Here is a 14,569-nt window from a genome sequence, read left to right as displayed (position 1 = left end):
AGCGGTGACCGAGGCCGGAACCGACGACACTGCGACATCAGATGCTGACCGGTCGCAGCAGGCGGGCTTTCAGGTTCGGCTGAGCAATTTCGAAGGGCCGTTCGACCTGCTGTTGCAGCTGATCTTCGCGCATCGCCTCGACGTCACCGAGGTGGCGCTGCATCAGGTGACCGACGACTTCATCGCGTACACCAAGGAAATCGGCGTCCAGCTCGAGCTCGAAGAGACGACGACGTTCCTGGTGATCGCGGCCACGCTGCTGGACCTCAAGGCGGCCCGGCTGCTGCCGGCCGGGGAGGTGCACGACGAGGACGATCTGGCCCTGCTCGAGGTCCGTGACCTGCTGTTCGCCCGGTTGCTCCAGTACCGGGCGTTCAAACACGTCGCGGAGATGTTCGCCGAACTCGAGTCCGCGGCACTGCGCAGCTATCCGCGGGCGGTGGCGCTGGACGAGGGCTTCCAGGACCTGTTGCCCGAGGTCATGATCGGGGTCGACGCCGAGACATTCGCCCAGGTCGCGGCGGCGGCGCTCACCCCGCGTCCGGTGCCGACCGTCGCGCTCGAACACCTGCACCAGGTGGCGGTGTCGGTGCCTGAGCAGGTCACTAACTTGATGGCGCTGCTGGAGGGCCGCGGCGTCGGACAATGGGCGTCGTTCGGCGACCTGGTGGCCGACTGTGCGGCACCGATCGAGATCGTCGGACGCTTCCTGGCGCTGCTCGAGCTGTACCGGGCCAAGGCAGTAGCATTCGAACAACCAGAACCGCTTGGTGCGCTCCAGATTTCGTGGACCGGCGAACGGCCTACCCATCAACACCTGGCGGTGGAAGAAGACCACTATGACGGATGACACTTCGACCGACGTCTCCACTGACACCCCGGTCGAGACGGACCTCGATGAGGGGCTGGATCTCGGCATCGATGTGGCCAGCGCGCCGGAGTTGGAGGATTCGGAGCTCGGGTCGGTGCTGGAGGCGCTGCTGCTGGTGGTGGACACGCCGGTGACGATCGAGCAGCTCGCCGCCGCGACCGAGCAGCCCGCCTTCCGGGTCGGGGCCAAGCTGCAGGCGTTGGCCGACGAACTGCGCGACCGCGACAGCGGGATCGATCTGCGCGAGGCGGGCGGTGGCTGGCGGATGTACACGCGCGCGCGGTTCGCGCCGTACGTGGAGCGGCTGCTGCTCGACGGTACGCGATCCAAGTTGACGCGCGCCGCGCTCGAGACGCTGGCCGTGGTGGCCTACCGCCAGCCGGTGACACGCGCGCGGGTCAGCGCAGTGCGCGGCGTCAACGTCGACGCGGTCATCCGAACGCTGCTTGCGCGTGGACTGGTCACGGAGGCAGGCGTCGACCCCGACTCGGGTGCGGTGACGTTCGCGACCACCGAACTGTTCCTGGAGCGGCTCGGCTTGACGTCGTTGGCCGACCTTCCGGACATCGCGCCGCTGCTGCCCGACGTCGACGTGATCGACGACTTGAGCGAAACACTCGACGAGGAGCCGCGTTTCATGAAGCTCAGCGGTGCGCCGGCGGCGCAGGCGCCGACGAACTTCGATCTGGACAAAGACGCGGATGGCTGAATCCGAGGGCGTGCGCTTACAGAAGGTGTTGTCGCAGGCCGGAATTGCATCGCGCCGGGTCGCCGAGAAGATGATCCTCGACGGGCGCGTCGAGGTCGACGATCGGATCGTGACCGAACTGGGCACTCGCGTGGACCCCGACGTCTCGGTCATCCGGGTCGACGGCGCCCGGATCACCGTCGACGACACGTTGGTGCACCTGGCGATCAACAAGCCCAAGGGCATGCACTCGACGATGTCCGACGACCGGGGGCGCCCGTGCGTGGGCGATCTGGTCGAGCACCGGGTTCGCGGTAACAAGAAGCTGTTTCACGTCGGCCGGCTGGACGCCGACACCGAGGGACTGCTGCTGTTGACCAACGACGGCGAGCTCGCGCACCGCCTGATGCATCCGTCCTACGAAGTACCCAAGACGTACCTGGCGACGGTGATGGGCACTGTGCCGCGCGGCCTGGGCCGCAAGCTGCGTGACGGGATCGAACTGGACGACGGCCCCGCGCGCGTCGATGATTTCGCCGTCGTGGACACGGTGCCGGGCAAGACGTTGGTGCGGGTCACGTTGCACGAAGGCCGCAAACGAATCGTGCGCCGGCTGCTTGCGGCCGTCGGTTTCCCGGTGAAAGAGTTGGTGCGCACCGAAATCGGGGCGGTGTCATTGGGGGATCAGCGGCCGGGCACCATCCGGGTGCTGACACAGAAGGAGCTCGGCACGTTGTACAAGGCGGTGGGGATGTGAGCGGGTTGATCATCGCGGTCGACGGTCCCGCCGGAACCGGAAAGTCATCGGTGTCAAGGGGTTTGGCGCGATCCCTACATGCCCGCTACCTGGATACCGGAGCGATGTACCGCATCGTCACCCTGGCCGTCCTGCGAGCCGGTGTCGACTTGGCCGATACGCCTGCGATCGAGGTGGTCGCTGCGGATGTCCCGTTGTCGGTGGGCTACGATCCCGACGAGGACAAGGCTTACCTTGACGCAGAGGATGTTTCGCGGGAGATCCGTGGTGATCAGGTGACGAAGTCGGTGTCCGCGGTATCGGCGGTGCCTGCGGTGCGCGCGCGCCTGGTCGGGCTTCAGCGCGAGCTCGCCGAAGGGCCGGGCAGCGTCGTTGTCGAGGGCCGCGACATCGGGACGGTCGTGCTGCCCGATGCCGACCTCAAGATTTTTCTCACGGCGTCGGCCGAGAAGCGGGCGCGGCGTCGCTACGACCAGAACGTCGCGGCCGGACGTGAGGACGACTACGAAAGCGTGCTCGCTGACGTGAAGCGCCGGGATCATCTGGATTCGACCCGCGCGGTGTCCCCGCTGCGTGCCGCCGACGACGCGGTGGTGGTCGACACCAGTGACATGACCGAGCCCGAGGTGGTCGCGCATCTGACCGAGTTGGCCGAGCAGCGCGCCGGTGCGTCGAAATGACAGACGGCACGTGGGCTGACGAGAGTGACTGGGAGCTCGGGGCCGAGGACGTCGCCGAGGCTATCGAGGAGGCGGCGGCGCCGCCACCGGTGGTGGCCGTGGTCGGGCGGCCCAACGTCGGCAAGTCGACACTGGTCAACCGGATTCTGGGCCGTCGCGAGGCGGTGGTGCAGGACGTTCCCGGTGTCACTCGGGACCGGGTCTCCTACGACGCGAACTGGCTGGGACGCCGCTTCGTCGTACAGGACACCGGAGGATGGGAACCCGACGCCAAGGGACTGCAACAGCTGGTTGCCGAGCAGGCGTCGGTCGCGATGCGCACCGCCGACGCGATCATCCTCGTGGTCGATGCCGTGGTGGGCGCGACGGCGGCCGACGAGGCCGCGGCGAAACTGCTGCAGCGATCCGGCAAACCAGTCTTCCTGGCAGCCAACAAGGTTGACAGTGAGCGCGGCGAATCCGACGCCGCCGCCCTATGGTCGCTGGGGCTAGGTGAGCCGCACCCGATCAGCGCGATGCACGGCCGCGGAGTGGCCGACCTGCTCGACAAACTGATCGAGGATTTGCCGACGGTGTCGGAGATCGCGTCGGGCGGGGGAGGACCACGCCGCGTCGCGCTGGTGGGTAAGCCGAACGTCGGCAAGAGCTCGCTGCTGAATCGTCTTGCCGCAGAAGAGCGCTCGGTGGTGCATGACGTCGCGGGCACGACCGTCGACCCGGTCGACTCGCTGATCGAGATGGACGGCAAGCTCTGGCGTTTCGTCGATACCGCCGGATTGCGTCGCAAGGTGGGGCAGGCCAGCGGGCATGAGTTCTACGCGTCGGTGCGTACGCACGGCGCGATCGATTCCGCCGAGGTCGCGATCGTGTTGATCGACGCGTCGGTGCCGCTCACCGAGCAGGACCAGCGCGTGCTGTCGATGGTGATCGAGGCCGGCCGGGCTTTGGTACTGGCGTTCAACAAATGGGACCTCGTCGATGAGGACCGCCGCTACCTCTTGGAAAAGGAGATCGACCGGGAGCTCGCGCAGCTGCAGTGGGCGCCGCGGGTCAACATCTCGGCGATGACCGGACGCGCGGTGCAGAAGCTGGTGCCCGCCCTGGAGACGGCACTGGAATCGTGGGACGCCCGTGTGCCCACCGGCCGCTTGAACACGTTCTTCAAGGAGATCGTCGCCGCTACCCCGCCACCGGTGCGCGGGGGTAAGCAGCCGCGGATCCTGTTCGCCACCCAGGCCACGGCTCGGCCGCCGACATTTGTGCTTTTCACCACCGGATTCCTGGAGGCCGGATACCGCCGGTTCCTGGAGCGGCGGTTGCGCGAGACGTTCGGATTCGAGGGCAGCCCGATCCGGATCAACGTGCGGGTGCGCGAGAAGCGCGGCTCACGCTCTCGATAGTCGGCGATTTCGGTGCGCTGACGCTCGCTGAGCGGTCGTCAGCGCACCGTAATCCCGCAAAATCACGCTGATTCCAACCCTCCCCGGGGTCGGTGCCGCTAAGTAGCCTCGTCACGTGCCTGACCGTTGGTGTTGTCCGCGTCCCTGAACGCGTCCGATAACCCTGGTCGCCCGTAGGCGCCCGACTCGAAAGCAACCCAGTTCATGCGTTCTCTTTTGATCTTCACCCTGGTCGGTGTGGGCGCGCAGCTCGTCGATGGCGCGCTCGGCATGGCCTTCGGCGTCACGGCCTCGACGCTTCTGGTGCTCAGCGGTGTCGCGTCGGCCCAAGCCAGCGCGGCGGTCCATCTCGCCGAGGTGGGCACCACGTTCGCGTCTGGCCTGTCGCACTGGAAATTCAAGAACATCGACTGGTCGATCGTGGTGAAGCTGGGTGTCCCCGGCGCGGTCGGCGCGTTCCTCGGTGCGACATTGCTGTCGTCCCTGTCGACGGAGGACGCGGCGCCGTTGATGGCGGCCATTCTGTTGGCCATCGGTATCTATGTGCTGCTGCGCTTTTCGCTGCGCACCCCGCCGGCGGTCACCGGTGGAGGGAGCAAGCTCAGCGCGAAGTTCCTCACACCGCTGGGGATCTTCGGCGGCTTCATCGACGCGTCCGGCGGCGGCGGTTGGGGTCCGGTGACCACCAGCACGCTGCTCTCGCGGGGTAAGACGGCGCCGCGCACTGTGATCGGTTCGGTGAGCGCCTCGGAGTTCCTGATCGCGTTGTCGGCGTCACTGGGATTCCTGGTCGGGCTGCGCGAGGAGTTCCTGCACAACCTGCCGATCGTGCTCGGCCTGGCGTTGGGCGGCGTGATCGCCGCGCCGTTGGCGGCGTGGTTGGTGAGTCGGGTCAGCCCGGCGCTGCTCGGCACGGCCGTCGGCGGCGTGATCGTGCTGACCAACTCGCAGAAGCTGGTGAAGTACTTCGGCATCACCTCGCCGTGGTCGACGCTGATCTATACCGGCATCGTGGTGGCCTGGGCGTCGTTCGTTTACCTGGCGTGGAGGCTGTCGAAGGCGCCCGCCTTCGTCCCGGAAGAACTCGAGGCCGAGGTCGCCGAAGCCGAGCGGGTGGATCCGGTCGACGAGCGCTGATCAGGCACTGAGCCGCGAGCACTAGGCTCGCTCCAGTGCCCGTTTTCGACATGATCCTGATTGCCCTCGCCGGCGTCGGGGCAGGTGCCATCAACGCAGTCGTCGGGTCGGGCACCCTCATCACGTTCCCCACGCTGGTTGCGCTGGGTTATCCACCGGTCACGTCGACGATGTCGAACGCCGTCGGCCTGGTGGCCGGAAGCGCGTCGGGTACGTGGGGCTACCGCCGCGAACTGCGCGGGCAGTGGCATCGGCTGCGGTGGCAGCTACCGGCGTCGTTCTTCGGTGCAGGGCTGGGCGCGTGGCTGCTGCTGCACCTGCCCGAGAAGGTGTTCCAGCAGATCGTGCCGGTGCTGTTGATTCTCGCGCTGGTGCTGGTGGTGGTCGGGCCGCGTATTCAGGACTGGGCGCGGCGGCGATCGGAGGCGGCCGGCGAGTCGGCGGAACACGTGTCGCCGCGGAAGATGGTGATGCTCGTCATCGCGACCTTCGCGGTGGGCATCTACGGCGGGTACTTCACCGCCGCACAGGGAATCTTGCTGATCGCCGCGATGGGCGCGCTGCTTCCCGAGAACATGCAGCGGATGAACGCGGCCAAGAATCTGCTCTCGCTGGTCGTGAATATTGTTGCGGCAGTCGCTTACACGGTCGTCGCGTTCGACAGGATCAGCTGGCTGGCCGCCGGGCTGATCGCGCTCGGGTCGACAATCGGCGGGTTCCTCGGCGCCCACTACGGACGACGACTGTCGCCCAATGCGCTGCGCGCGTTCATTGTCGTCGTTGGTCTGATCGGGTTGTGGCGGCTGCTGACGATCTAGAAGTGCGTCCGCGCCTTCTCCTGTTCGAGTACCGCGTCGAGATCTTTGAGTCGCTCCATCGATGACACCGCCCGCTGCGTGCGGTTGTTCTTCGCGAGCAGGTCTCGATGGCGGTGCACGAATGCCCAGTAGCCCGCGGTGAACGGGCACGCGTCGTCGCCGAGCCTTTTCTTCGGGTCGTACGCGCAGTCTGCACAGTGGTCGCTCATCTTGTTGATGTAGGCGCCGCCGGACGCGTAGGGCTTGGTGGCGAGCTTGCCGCCGTCGGCGTGCTGGCTCATGCCGATGACATTGGTCGGCATGACCCACCGGAAGCCGTCGACGTAGGCGGTGGCGAACCACTCGGTCAGCTCGCGTGGGTTGTACCCGCGCTGCAGCGCGTGGTTGCCCAGCACCATGAGCCGTTGGATGTGGTGTGTCCAGCCTCGGTCGCGGACACCCATCAGGGCGTGGCGCAGGCATTCGGCGGTCACGGCGTCGGAGTCCAGGTCGATCCACCAGTCCGGCAGCTTGGCCCGCGCTTCGAGTTTGTTGTCGCGGAGGTAGGCCGGGCCGAAGTGCCAATAGAGGTGCCACATGTATTCGCGCCAGCCGAGGATCTGCCGGATGAAGCCTTCGACGGCGGCCAGCGGAGCCTGCTGTTGTCGATAAGCCTGCTCAGCAGCGTGGACGGCGTCGAGAGGATGCAGGACGCCGAGATTCAACGGGACGGACAGCAGTGAGTGCGACATGGCCCAGTCCTGGCCCATCATGGCGTCCTCGTAGCGGCCGAACAGTTCGAGGCGGTGGTCGATGAAGCGGGTCAGCGCTCGCTTGGCTTCTGACGGTGTGACGGCGAACAGGCGTGGGCCGTCGTCGCCGACGGTGTCGATGTCCATGCGGTCGAGATCGCGGCGCACCTGGTCGTCGATGTCGTCCTCGCGGGGGCGGTAGGGCTTCGGAGCGTCAAGTGTCGCTTGCTTTTTGGGTGGAGATTCGCGGTTGTCCTCGTCGTAGTTCCAGCGCCGGCCGATGGGCTCGGCACCGTTCATGAGGACGTCGAAGCGGCGGCGCTGGTCGCGGTAGAAGTCCTCCAGCCGGAATCTCGTGCGGTTGCCGGCCCACTCGGCGAAGTCGGCGCGGGGGAGCGCGAAGGTAGGGGTGGGCAGGATGTCGGCCACGAGACCGTGCTTCTTGAGGCGGTGGACGAACCGCTCGGCGGCGTGCGAAGTCGGCTCGTGGACCAGGACGGGGCGGCCGAAGCGCTCAAGAGCGTCGGTGTAGGTGTCGGCTTTGAGCAGAGTGGCCCGGTCGCCGAGGTCGCGCTCGGCATGGCGGAGCGCGGACAGGACGAGGTGCAGCTTCTGCCGGTGGTAGCGGCGACGGCGCAGCGCGGAGGTGGCCTCGACGAGCAGAATCTTGCGGTGGGCGTGCTCTCCGCCGTAGACCGCGGGCCCCAACTGGTCGGCGAAGAGCCAGAGCGGCGTGTCATCGTGCGCGGTCACAGGTGGCGAGTACCCGGCCCGAGCGATTGCAATTGTGACGGCGCGCTGCGGTAGGCTTTCGATCTGCTGCCGGCGATCCCGGCAGCACCGCGGGCTGTGGCGCAGCTTGGTAGCGCACTTGACTGGGGGTCAAGTGGTCGCAGGTTCAAATCCTGTCAGCCCGACAAAATCGAAACCCGCCGGCGGTAGCCGAGCGGGATTTCTATTGGTCGGGGACATGATGCTGGCGCCATCACAGGCCGGTCCTGCATCCCGGAGGCCAGTTAGCGGCACCGTCAATTAATTGTTTGATGAGGGTTTGTACTGCGGACATTACGGATACCTAACGGTCATGAACGGCGTCGGGCTGCTTGGCGGACGCTACGAACTTCGCGACGTGCTGGGGTTCGGTGCTACCGCCGAAGTGTGTGACGGCTGGGACACTCGCTTGAGCCGCCCCGTGGCTATCAAGCTCCTTCGCCGGGGTCTGAGCTCGCAAGCCGACGTCCGGCAACGGTTCGAAATCGAGGCGCGCGCGGCGGCCGGTCTCAACCACCCAAACATTGTCCGGGTGTACGACATTGGCAACGACAACGAGACTCCGTTCATCGTGATGGAGCGACTGCCGGGCGACACCCTCGGCGACCAGATAGCGCTCGGACCGCTTTCTGAGGCGCAGACTTTTGCGGCGCTGCGCGACGTGCTCGCGGCTCTTGCCGTCGCGCACGATGCGGGAATGCTGCATCGTGACATCAAGCCCGGCAATTTGCTGGTCGCGCCATCGGGCACCGTCAAAGTTGCCGATTTCGGAATTGTGAAGACCGCCACATCTGTCCATACGACGACTGGTCATATCGTCGGCACGCTGGCCTACATGAGCCCAGACAGGGTTAGCGGCAAGCCTGCATCCGTTGATGACGATCTCTACGCCGTCGGTGTCGTTGGGTATGAGGCGCTGACGGGTCAAAAGCCGTTCTCGCAAGAGGACATAATGCCGCTGGCCCATGCGATCATCGAGGGCCGTCCACTCCCACTGAAGGATTTGCGTCCAGACATCGATCCAGTGCTTGCCGACGTGATCGAGCGTGCGATGTCACCAGATCCGCTCCGGCGATTCGGTAGCGCCGATGCTATGCGGACGGCGTTGGACGGAGATACGACGGCCCTCGTCAGTCCCGTTCCGGCAATTGCTCATGGGCGATCGCCGAGGGTATTCGGAGTTCGACGCAAGAGCTCGGCAGTGGTGAATGCGGTGCCGGCTGCCTCGGTCAAACGCTCACCGGAGCGGGTGCTCAAAGTTGCCGGGTCCGGTGTCCTACTAGGAGCGGTGGCACTGGCGGTGCTTGCCTTAACGTCGAATCCGTTGTCGACGACACCCACGACCGCGCCCGAAACCTTCAGCGTCAGCACCCCAGTGCCTTCCCCTATTGGGGTGACAGAAGTTCCCCTGTCGACAGCGCCGACCGTTCCTCCCTCTCCTGTGCCCGTCGTGGTGCTTGTGGAGGCGGAACAGCCCTCGCCAACACGCGTGGTGGAGGTAGCGAGGCCACCCGAACTACGCCGCACGGGCAGCTTCAGCGGTCGCGGCTCAGGCGGCAGCGCCAGCGGGAATGGTTCCGGCAGTGTCAGCCGCGGCGACGAAAACGGCATCATCAATGGCGCCAGGGGTGCTGGCGATCGGAAGACCGGCAACGGAAACAACGGGAACGGAAACGGAAACAAAGGGAACGCCAACGGAAATGGCGGGAAACGGTAAGCCGAAATAGCCGGGCTTTCAGGGTATTTTCAGCCGGGACGGGCTCGCCGCATGTACTCACTCTCCTGTGGACCTTCAGCATTCAGCTCCGCGCCCTCAACTGTTATCGCGGCCAACTCGACGCCTATGTTTTTCGTGTTTGAGCGATATACCCTGGGGTGCTTGGCAATTCGGGGACCATTCGTCCTGCGCGGTCGAGCCGGTAGAGCGCCGCGGCAGCCGCCAACCCGACCGCCGTCAACGCGAGCCAGATGAGTTCTTCATGGCCAGCGGTGCGCGCGGCTTGCATCAGCGCGCCGGTGGCCAGATTGCCTGCCAGAATGCCGATGCCCACGATCGTGTTGTAGAAGCCGTAGTGCGTACCGACCAATCGGTTACCGGCCAGTGAGACGACGACATCCATCTCGAAGGGAAACACTGCCGCGGAGCCGACAGCAAGTACTGCTGCCGCAACGACCAGGGCTATGACTGCGGCGAGCTCGCCGAACCGTGCTCCGTTGGGAATGAAGATCATCGGCGTGAATGCTGCGGCGAGGATCAGCATGCCGATCACCAGCGAGTGCCCGGACCCCCAACGCCTGGTGAACCATCGGGTGATGCGCAGCTGTCCGGCAACGGCCACAAGCCCCGACACGACGAAGACCATTGCCACGACAAGGGATTCATGCGCGGGTACGAGGATTTTGGCGTGTAACGGCAGCGCCAGGTACACCTGGAAGGACAGAATGTAGGAGCCGATCATCGCGGTGGCGAAAAGCAGGAAGGATCGGTTGGCGAGGACGGTCCGCCAGTCCTGCAGAACGGTGCTCTTCTCGGTCTGCGGCGTCCCACGATGCTGCGGTAGTGCGAACAGTTGGGCCACGGTCAGAATCGCGAAGACGGCCGCAGCCGATGCTGCGACGATGCGAAAGTCGAGGGCCAACAGCGCAAGCCCCACCAACGGCCCGGCCAGTATTCCCGCTTGATAGAAGATGTTGAATGTCGCGAACGCTTCGACGCGGCGTGGTCCTGAATCGGCGGCGAGGTAGGCGCGAACAGCTGGATTGAACAGAGCACCCGCGAAACCTGTTGCCGCAGAGGCGATCAGCACGGCAGGTAGCGAATCGGCGACCACTAGCAGGGCGAATCCGGCGGTGCGGAGTAAGCACCCGGCGACGATCAGCGGCTTGAAACCGAGACGGTCAGCGAGCGTGCCGCCGACGATGAACATGCCCTGCTGCGAGAAGTTCCGCACGCCAAGGACCAGTCCGATCGCCCACGCGGCAAGCCCCAGCGGACCGGCGAGGTAGCCGGCGAGATAGGGCATCAGCATGTAGAAACCGAGGTTGATGCCGAACTGATTGACCATCAACAACCGGCTTGGCCAGCCGAAGCTGCGAAACTGCGCGATGAAGCTCATCGCGACACCACCGTCGGATCTGTGATTGATGACGTACGTGTCCAGGACGTGACGACGTGATTGCGTGGATCGGTGATGAGTTCTGGACTTCGCGGCGGGCTGCTGGCAAGCAGTCCGTTGGCGCTGCAGTAATCATCGTTGTAGATGGTGTCGAAGTAGCGTTGCGGCCCATCGGGAAAGACCGCCGCAATGGTTGCGCTGGACGGATTGGTCCTAGCGACCCAACCGGCGACCAGAGCGACCGCGCCAACACTCCAGCCGCCTGTGGCGTAGTGGGTAGCGGCCAGCGTGCGGCATGCCCATACGGCCTGCTCGGGAGCGACCCAGTGAACTTCATCGAAGGCGGCGTAGTCCACATTGCGAGGGTAGATACTTGACCCCAACCCTCGCATCAATCGGGGCCGTGCCGGCTGACCGAAGATGGTTGAGCCGATGGTGTCAACGCCGATGAGCTGCAGTTCGGGATTGGTTTCGCGGAGCACCCGTGCTATCCCGGCCGAATGTCCTCCGGTGCCGACAGAGCAGACGAGGGTGTCGATGGTGCCCAGTTGCGCTGACAGCTCTTCGGCCAGACCCCGGTAGGCGTCGACATTGTCGGGATTGTTGTATTGGTCCGGATACCACGCGTCGGGGTCTGATTCGAGGATCTCCATCACTCGATTACGTCGCGCCTGCTGCCACCCACCTTCAAGATGCGGTTCGGTGACGACGTCGACGTCGGCGCCGTAGGCGGTCAGCATCCGCGAGATGATCGGCTCGAGCCCGGGATCGGTGACCAGAGTCACTGGGTGGCCATACACGGTGCCGGCCAGGGCCAGCCCCAGTCCCAATGTGCCGCTTGTTGATTCGACGATGCGGCTGCCGGACCGTAAGTCGCCGCGGGCGCGGCCTTGTTCGACCATGTGTAGGGCGGGACGGTCCTTCATCCCACCGGGGTTGAACCCTTCGAGTTTGGCCCAAAACCCGCGATTGTCGTCAGTGAACGGCGCCGCAATCCTCAAGACAGGTGTATTTCCGATCATCGTGCCGGGCTTGTCGAAGCGACGCAGGTGTTGATGATGGACGGCGTAGTGGTGTGGCGAGTGAACGGACAGAGCAGGGCTCATGAACGTGGGTCACTTTCGGTGATGCCACGACGTTCTTTGCCGCGGCGGCTGACATGGGTAGCGTTCACCGACCCGCGCCAAGGGGCGCGAATCTGGCGCTACCGAATCAGCGGCGCGCGATGCAGAGTCGAAGCAGCAGCTGCTGCCCGGCGACGGAACCACCCCGTCTTGGAGGGCCTCGAATAACAGCAGGTGCACCCGTCGCCCACCAGGAGAATGCCGCGCCGATGACGGCGACGAGGCCGATTGCGACCAGCAACGTAGCTGTACGTGGCAGGGGGGCTTCGGCGAAGGTGTCAGGTGTGATGGGGACGGAACCGTCCTGCACGTGCGGATGCTCGATCACGGCGGCAGAGTCGGTGAAGATACTGGAGGCTAGTACGTGCGGGCCATGATGCGCCGGATGCTCGTGCTCGGTGAGCTTCCATCCGGTGGCCGAGATCAGCACGACGAACGCGACCGAGACTGCGACGACGGCGTGCCATCGCGCATTCTGTCGGGCGTCTTTGTACCTCACAATGCAGCCGACTGTAGCAGCGGATTGAGCCCGATTTGCGGACCGGCTGATTCGACGCCGTCTTGTGATCGCGCCGCAATGCGCGCATATTGGTGATTTTCCGCGCATCACGGACCGTTCAGCAAGTATCCGAGTGTCATTGACTAGTAATGCGTTTGACGAAATTCTCACGTGGCAGCTTCGGCATACATGCTGGTTATCTACGGTTCTACTCCGTAGATTTCAATTGCTTACTGAATCGACACCCAGTACCCATGCTGTTGCTTCAGACACCGCCGCGCCTTCTTGCTCGCATACGTGCGGCGGCGGGTAATCCTGGCGACTGTCGGCCTGTGATGGGAATCACAGGTGAGGGCGCTCCGAAGCGCGCAGCAGATGTCTGGCCAACATTCCCGCCGCTACTCAGTGATGACACAGCAGTTCGATGAGGGCAGGCGCGCTGAGCATCAGCGACATGCTCAGCGCGAGTATCAGTCTCTGGCTCCACTTGGCACGCCCGCGCGCAGGCTGAGCAAGCCGCATCGCTCGCGCTGCTACCGCGGTGTTCGCCGCTGCCAGTCCTTCGGCCGGGATTGTGTGGTGCGGTTCAGCCATGGCAAGTAACCCGCCCAGAATCGGGTCGGCGCCGTGTCGCCGAGCAGCGGCATCGTCGGCACACATCTCCAGCAATTCAGCAACCGTGAGAGCACTCTGCTGCATCAAGGGCAGTCGCGGGAGGGCCGCCGCCATCGCACGCAGCACCATCAGTAGCTGGTGGTGCCGACCAGCGATATGTGCCTGCTCATGCGCCAAGACAGCGGAAAGCTCGGAGCTGGCCAAAGATGACCAAGCCGCACTGGTTACCACAATTGCGGGAGGGCGCCCGGAAACGCAGTAGGCCGCCGATCTCTGGGCGTCGACGACCACAACGCCGGGGCGCGCGGTCCGCCGGCCCACCAGCAGCACTTCATTCGCGTGCTCGCGGCTTCGCGACCTCAGCTGTGTGACCGACCGACTCGTTCTCAACAGGAAAACGATCAACGCGCTGATGCCTACGATCGTCAACGCGATCGATCCACTCAGGCCGGGGAGCCCCCCATGCTCGGAAAGACCGAACAACTCGAGGCACAAGGTGACCGCCGACGTGCCCAACACCCCGTCGATAGCTGCCAGACCGATGAGCACTACGGCGATGACCCATGCGATGAGCGTCGCTGCGATCGCCGTCAACCACACCGCCACTCCCATCTGAGGGCTGACGCCGGACTTGGTGAGCCGTCGCAGAAGTGTCGGAGAAAGCCAGGCCAGCGCGGCGCCGTAGAGCAGTAGCCATAAGCCGGTCGTCATCGGCGCCGCCGGTTACCACCACGACGCAACGCTGAACGCAATTGCGCGGATTCTTCAGCGCTCATTTGCTCGACGAAGAAGGCCAACACGGCATTGGTGTCCCCGCCCGTCTCGAATGCAGCGCGCATCAGTCGAGCGGAACGCTCTTCGCGACTCATCACAGGGCGATACATGTACGCCTTGCCGCTGCGTTCACGGCTCAGCCACTCCTTGCGATAGAGGTTGTCCATCGTCGACATCACGGTGGTGTAGGCGATCTGGCGGTCGGCGGAGAGTTCGTCAAAGATCTGACGCACCGTCACGGGATCGTCGTAGTCCCAAACGAGGTCCATGATGACGGCCTCCAGGTCACCGAAAGCTCGCTGCTGCATGTCGTACTCCGCATCGACACGGTCCGACGTCCACCGCGTCACTCGACTGATCCTTCGACACAATGTAGCTGTCGTCGGGGTCAAGCGGTGTGACACGCACGCGCGACACAGGTAAGTCGGACAAGGACCGGGCGACGACGATCGCAGGCGGGCGCGATCCATGCGGCGCTTGATCGCGACCCGCCGCATCTCATCGACACCCATCTACGGTCTTACCCCGTAGACTGTGCCCTCGGTGAGGAAGAGCCTCCGCCACGTACTGCCATCACATATGGGAGAG

The 14,569-nt window shown here is 64.9% G+C and carries 14 protein-coding genes and 1 tRNA gene; 9 read left to right on the top strand and 6 right to left on the bottom strand.

Annotated features, from left to right (window positions below; translation table 11 throughout):
* The first annotated feature begins 4 nt into the window (after nucleotides 1–4).
* The 7 genes from G6N42_RS09240 (at nucleotide 5) to G6N42_RS09210 (ending at nucleotide 6,351) form a co-directional block, all read left to right on the top strand.
* Complete coding sequence (locus G6N42_RS09240; protein WP_163737228.1) at nucleotides 5–850, top strand: segregation/condensation protein A; 846 nt, start codon at nucleotides 5–7, stop codon at nucleotides 848–850.
* On the top strand, nucleotides 840–1,580 hold the full coding sequence (gene scpB / locus G6N42_RS09235; RefSeq protein WP_163728828.1) for an SMC-Scp complex subunit ScpB: 741 nt from the start codon (nucleotides 840–842) through the stop codon (nucleotides 1,578–1,580). The genes G6N42_RS09240 and scpB overlap by 11 nt, the downstream gene beginning before the upstream one ends.
* Complete coding sequence (locus G6N42_RS09230; RefSeq protein WP_163728826.1) at nucleotides 1,573–2,316, top strand: pseudouridine synthase; 744 nt, start codon at nucleotides 1,573–1,575, stop codon at nucleotides 2,314–2,316. Before scpB ends, G6N42_RS09230 begins: the two co-directional genes overlap by 8 nt.
* Entirely contained in the window at nucleotides 2,313–2,996 is a 684-nt protein-coding gene (gene cmk, locus G6N42_RS09225; RefSeq protein WP_163728823.1) for a (d)CMP kinase, read from the top strand. Before G6N42_RS09230 ends, cmk begins: the two co-directional genes overlap by 4 nt.
* Nucleotides 2,993–4,396: a ribosome biogenesis GTPase Der gene (gene der, locus G6N42_RS09220; RefSeq protein ID WP_163728820.1), complete on the top strand. Its 1,404-nt coding sequence runs from the start codon at nucleotides 2,993–2,995 to the stop codon at nucleotides 4,394–4,396. The genes cmk and der overlap by 4 nt, the downstream gene beginning before the upstream one ends.
* A gap of 204 nt (nucleotides 4,397–4,600) precedes the next feature.
* Nucleotides 4,601–5,533 carry a sulfite exporter TauE/SafE family protein gene (locus tag G6N42_RS09215; RefSeq protein WP_163728817.1) on the top strand — a complete coding sequence of 311 codons (933 nt, stop codon included), beginning with the start codon at nucleotides 4,601–4,603 and terminating at the stop codon, nucleotides 5,531–5,533.
* A 50-nt stretch (nucleotides 5,534–5,583) separates the two neighbouring features.
* Entirely contained in the window at nucleotides 5,584–6,351 is a 768-nt protein-coding gene (locus G6N42_RS09210; RefSeq protein ID WP_163737226.1) for a sulfite exporter TauE/SafE family protein, read from the top strand.
* Here G6N42_RS09210 and G6N42_RS09205 read toward each other — a convergent pair.
* Complete coding sequence (locus tag G6N42_RS09205) at nucleotides 6,348–7,835, bottom strand: cryptochrome/photolyase family protein (protein ID WP_174262041.1); 1,488 nt, start codon at nucleotides 7,833–7,835, stop codon at nucleotides 6,348–6,350. The two genes, G6N42_RS09210 and G6N42_RS09205, sit on opposite strands and share 4 nt — an antisense overlap.
* A gap of 90 nt (nucleotides 7,836–7,925) precedes the next feature.
* Between G6N42_RS09205 and G6N42_RS09200 the strand changes: the two genes are divergently transcribed.
* Together G6N42_RS09200 and G6N42_RS09195 are read left to right on the top strand one after the other, a co-directional pair.
* Nucleotides 7,926–7,999, top strand: a tRNA-Pro gene (locus G6N42_RS09200).
* A 167-nt stretch (nucleotides 8,000–8,166) separates the two neighbouring features.
* Nucleotides 8,167–9,570, top strand: coding sequence for a serine/threonine-protein kinase (locus tag G6N42_RS09195; RefSeq protein WP_163728814.1), 1,404 nt, complete (start codon nucleotides 8,167–8,169; stop codon nucleotides 9,568–9,570).
* Nucleotides 9,571–9,694: 124 nt separating this feature from the next.
* Here the strand turns inward: G6N42_RS09195 and G6N42_RS09190 are convergent, their stop codons facing one another.
* The 5 genes from G6N42_RS09190 to G6N42_RS09170 form a co-directional block, all read right to left on the bottom strand.
* Nucleotides 9,695–10,969, bottom strand: a complete 1,275-nt coding sequence (locus G6N42_RS09190; RefSeq protein ID WP_163728812.1) for an MFS transporter — start codon at nucleotides 10,967–10,969, stop codon at nucleotides 9,695–9,697.
* Nucleotides 10,966–12,075, bottom strand: coding sequence for a PLP-dependent cysteine synthase family protein (locus G6N42_RS09185; protein ID WP_163728809.1), 1,110 nt, complete (start codon nucleotides 12,073–12,075; stop codon nucleotides 10,966–10,968). The genes G6N42_RS09190 and G6N42_RS09185 overlap by 4 nt, the downstream gene beginning before the upstream one ends.
* 106 nt (nucleotides 12,076–12,181) lie before the next feature.
* A complete protein-coding gene (gene lpqS / locus G6N42_RS09180) occupies nucleotides 12,182–12,592 on the bottom strand; it encodes a putative copper homeostasis (lipo)protein LpqS (RefSeq protein ID WP_163728807.1) in 411 nt (136 codons plus the stop codon).
* A gap of 402 nt (nucleotides 12,593–12,994) precedes the next feature.
* On the bottom strand, nucleotides 12,995–13,918 hold the full coding sequence (locus G6N42_RS09175; RefSeq protein WP_163728803.1) for a M56 family metallopeptidase: 924 nt from the start codon (nucleotides 13,916–13,918) through the stop codon (nucleotides 12,995–12,997).
* Nucleotides 13,915–14,289: a BlaI/MecI/CopY family transcriptional regulator gene (locus tag G6N42_RS09170; RefSeq protein WP_163737219.1), complete on the bottom strand. Its 375-nt coding sequence runs from the start codon at nucleotides 14,287–14,289 to the stop codon at nucleotides 13,915–13,917. Before G6N42_RS09170 ends, G6N42_RS09175 begins: the two co-directional genes overlap by 4 nt.
* Nucleotides 14,290–14,569: the final 280 nt, after the last annotated feature.

Origin of the sequence: Mycobacterium gallinarum, assembly GCF_010726765.1 — a bacterium.
In the GTDB taxonomy this organism is placed as follows: domain Bacteria; phylum Actinomycetota; class Actinomycetes; order Mycobacteriales; family Mycobacteriaceae; genus Mycobacterium; species Mycobacterium gallinarum.
Note: the sequence above shows the minus strand (reverse complement) of the source record. Positions and strands in the feature narration are given on the sequence as shown.

Bases quoted from the DNA above. Each gene is read 5' to 3' on its own strand.
- G6N42_RS09195 (WP_163728814.1), top strand. From the start codon at position 8,167: ATGAACGGCGTCGGGCTGCTTGGCGGACGCTACGAACTTCGCGACGTG.
- G6N42_RS09215 (WP_163728817.1), top strand. From the start codon at position 4,601: ATGCGTTCTCTTTTGATCTTCACCCTGGTCGGTGTGGGCGCGCAGCTC.
- G6N42_RS09230 (WP_163728826.1), top strand. From the start codon at position 1,573: ATGGCTGAATCCGAGGGCGTGCGCTTACAGAAGGTGTTGTCGCAGGCC.
- G6N42_RS09175 (WP_163728803.1), bottom strand. From the start codon at position 13,918: ATGACGACCGGCTTATGGCTACTGCTCTACGGCGCCGCGCTGGCCTGG.
- G6N42_RS09185 (WP_163728809.1), bottom strand. From the start codon at position 12,075: ATGAGCCCTGCTCTGTCCGTTCACTCGCCACACCACTACGCCGTCCAT.
- G6N42_RS09210 (WP_163737226.1), top strand. From the start codon at position 5,584: ATGATCCTGATTGCCCTCGCCGGCGTCGGGGCAGGTGCCATCAACGCA.
- scpB (WP_163728828.1), top strand. From the start codon at position 840: ATGACGGATGACACTTCGACCGACGTCTCCACTGACACCCCGGTCGAG.
- der (WP_163728820.1), top strand. From the start codon at position 2,993: ATGACAGACGGCACGTGGGCTGACGAGAGTGACTGGGAGCTCGGGGCC.
- G6N42_RS09170 (WP_163737219.1), bottom strand. From the start codon at position 14,289: ATGCAGCAGCGAGCTTTCGGTGACCTGGAGGCCGTCATCATGGACCTC.
- G6N42_RS09190 (WP_163728812.1), bottom strand. From the start codon at position 10,969: ATGAGCTTCATCGCGCAGTTTCGCAGCTTCGGCTGGCCAAGCCGGTTG.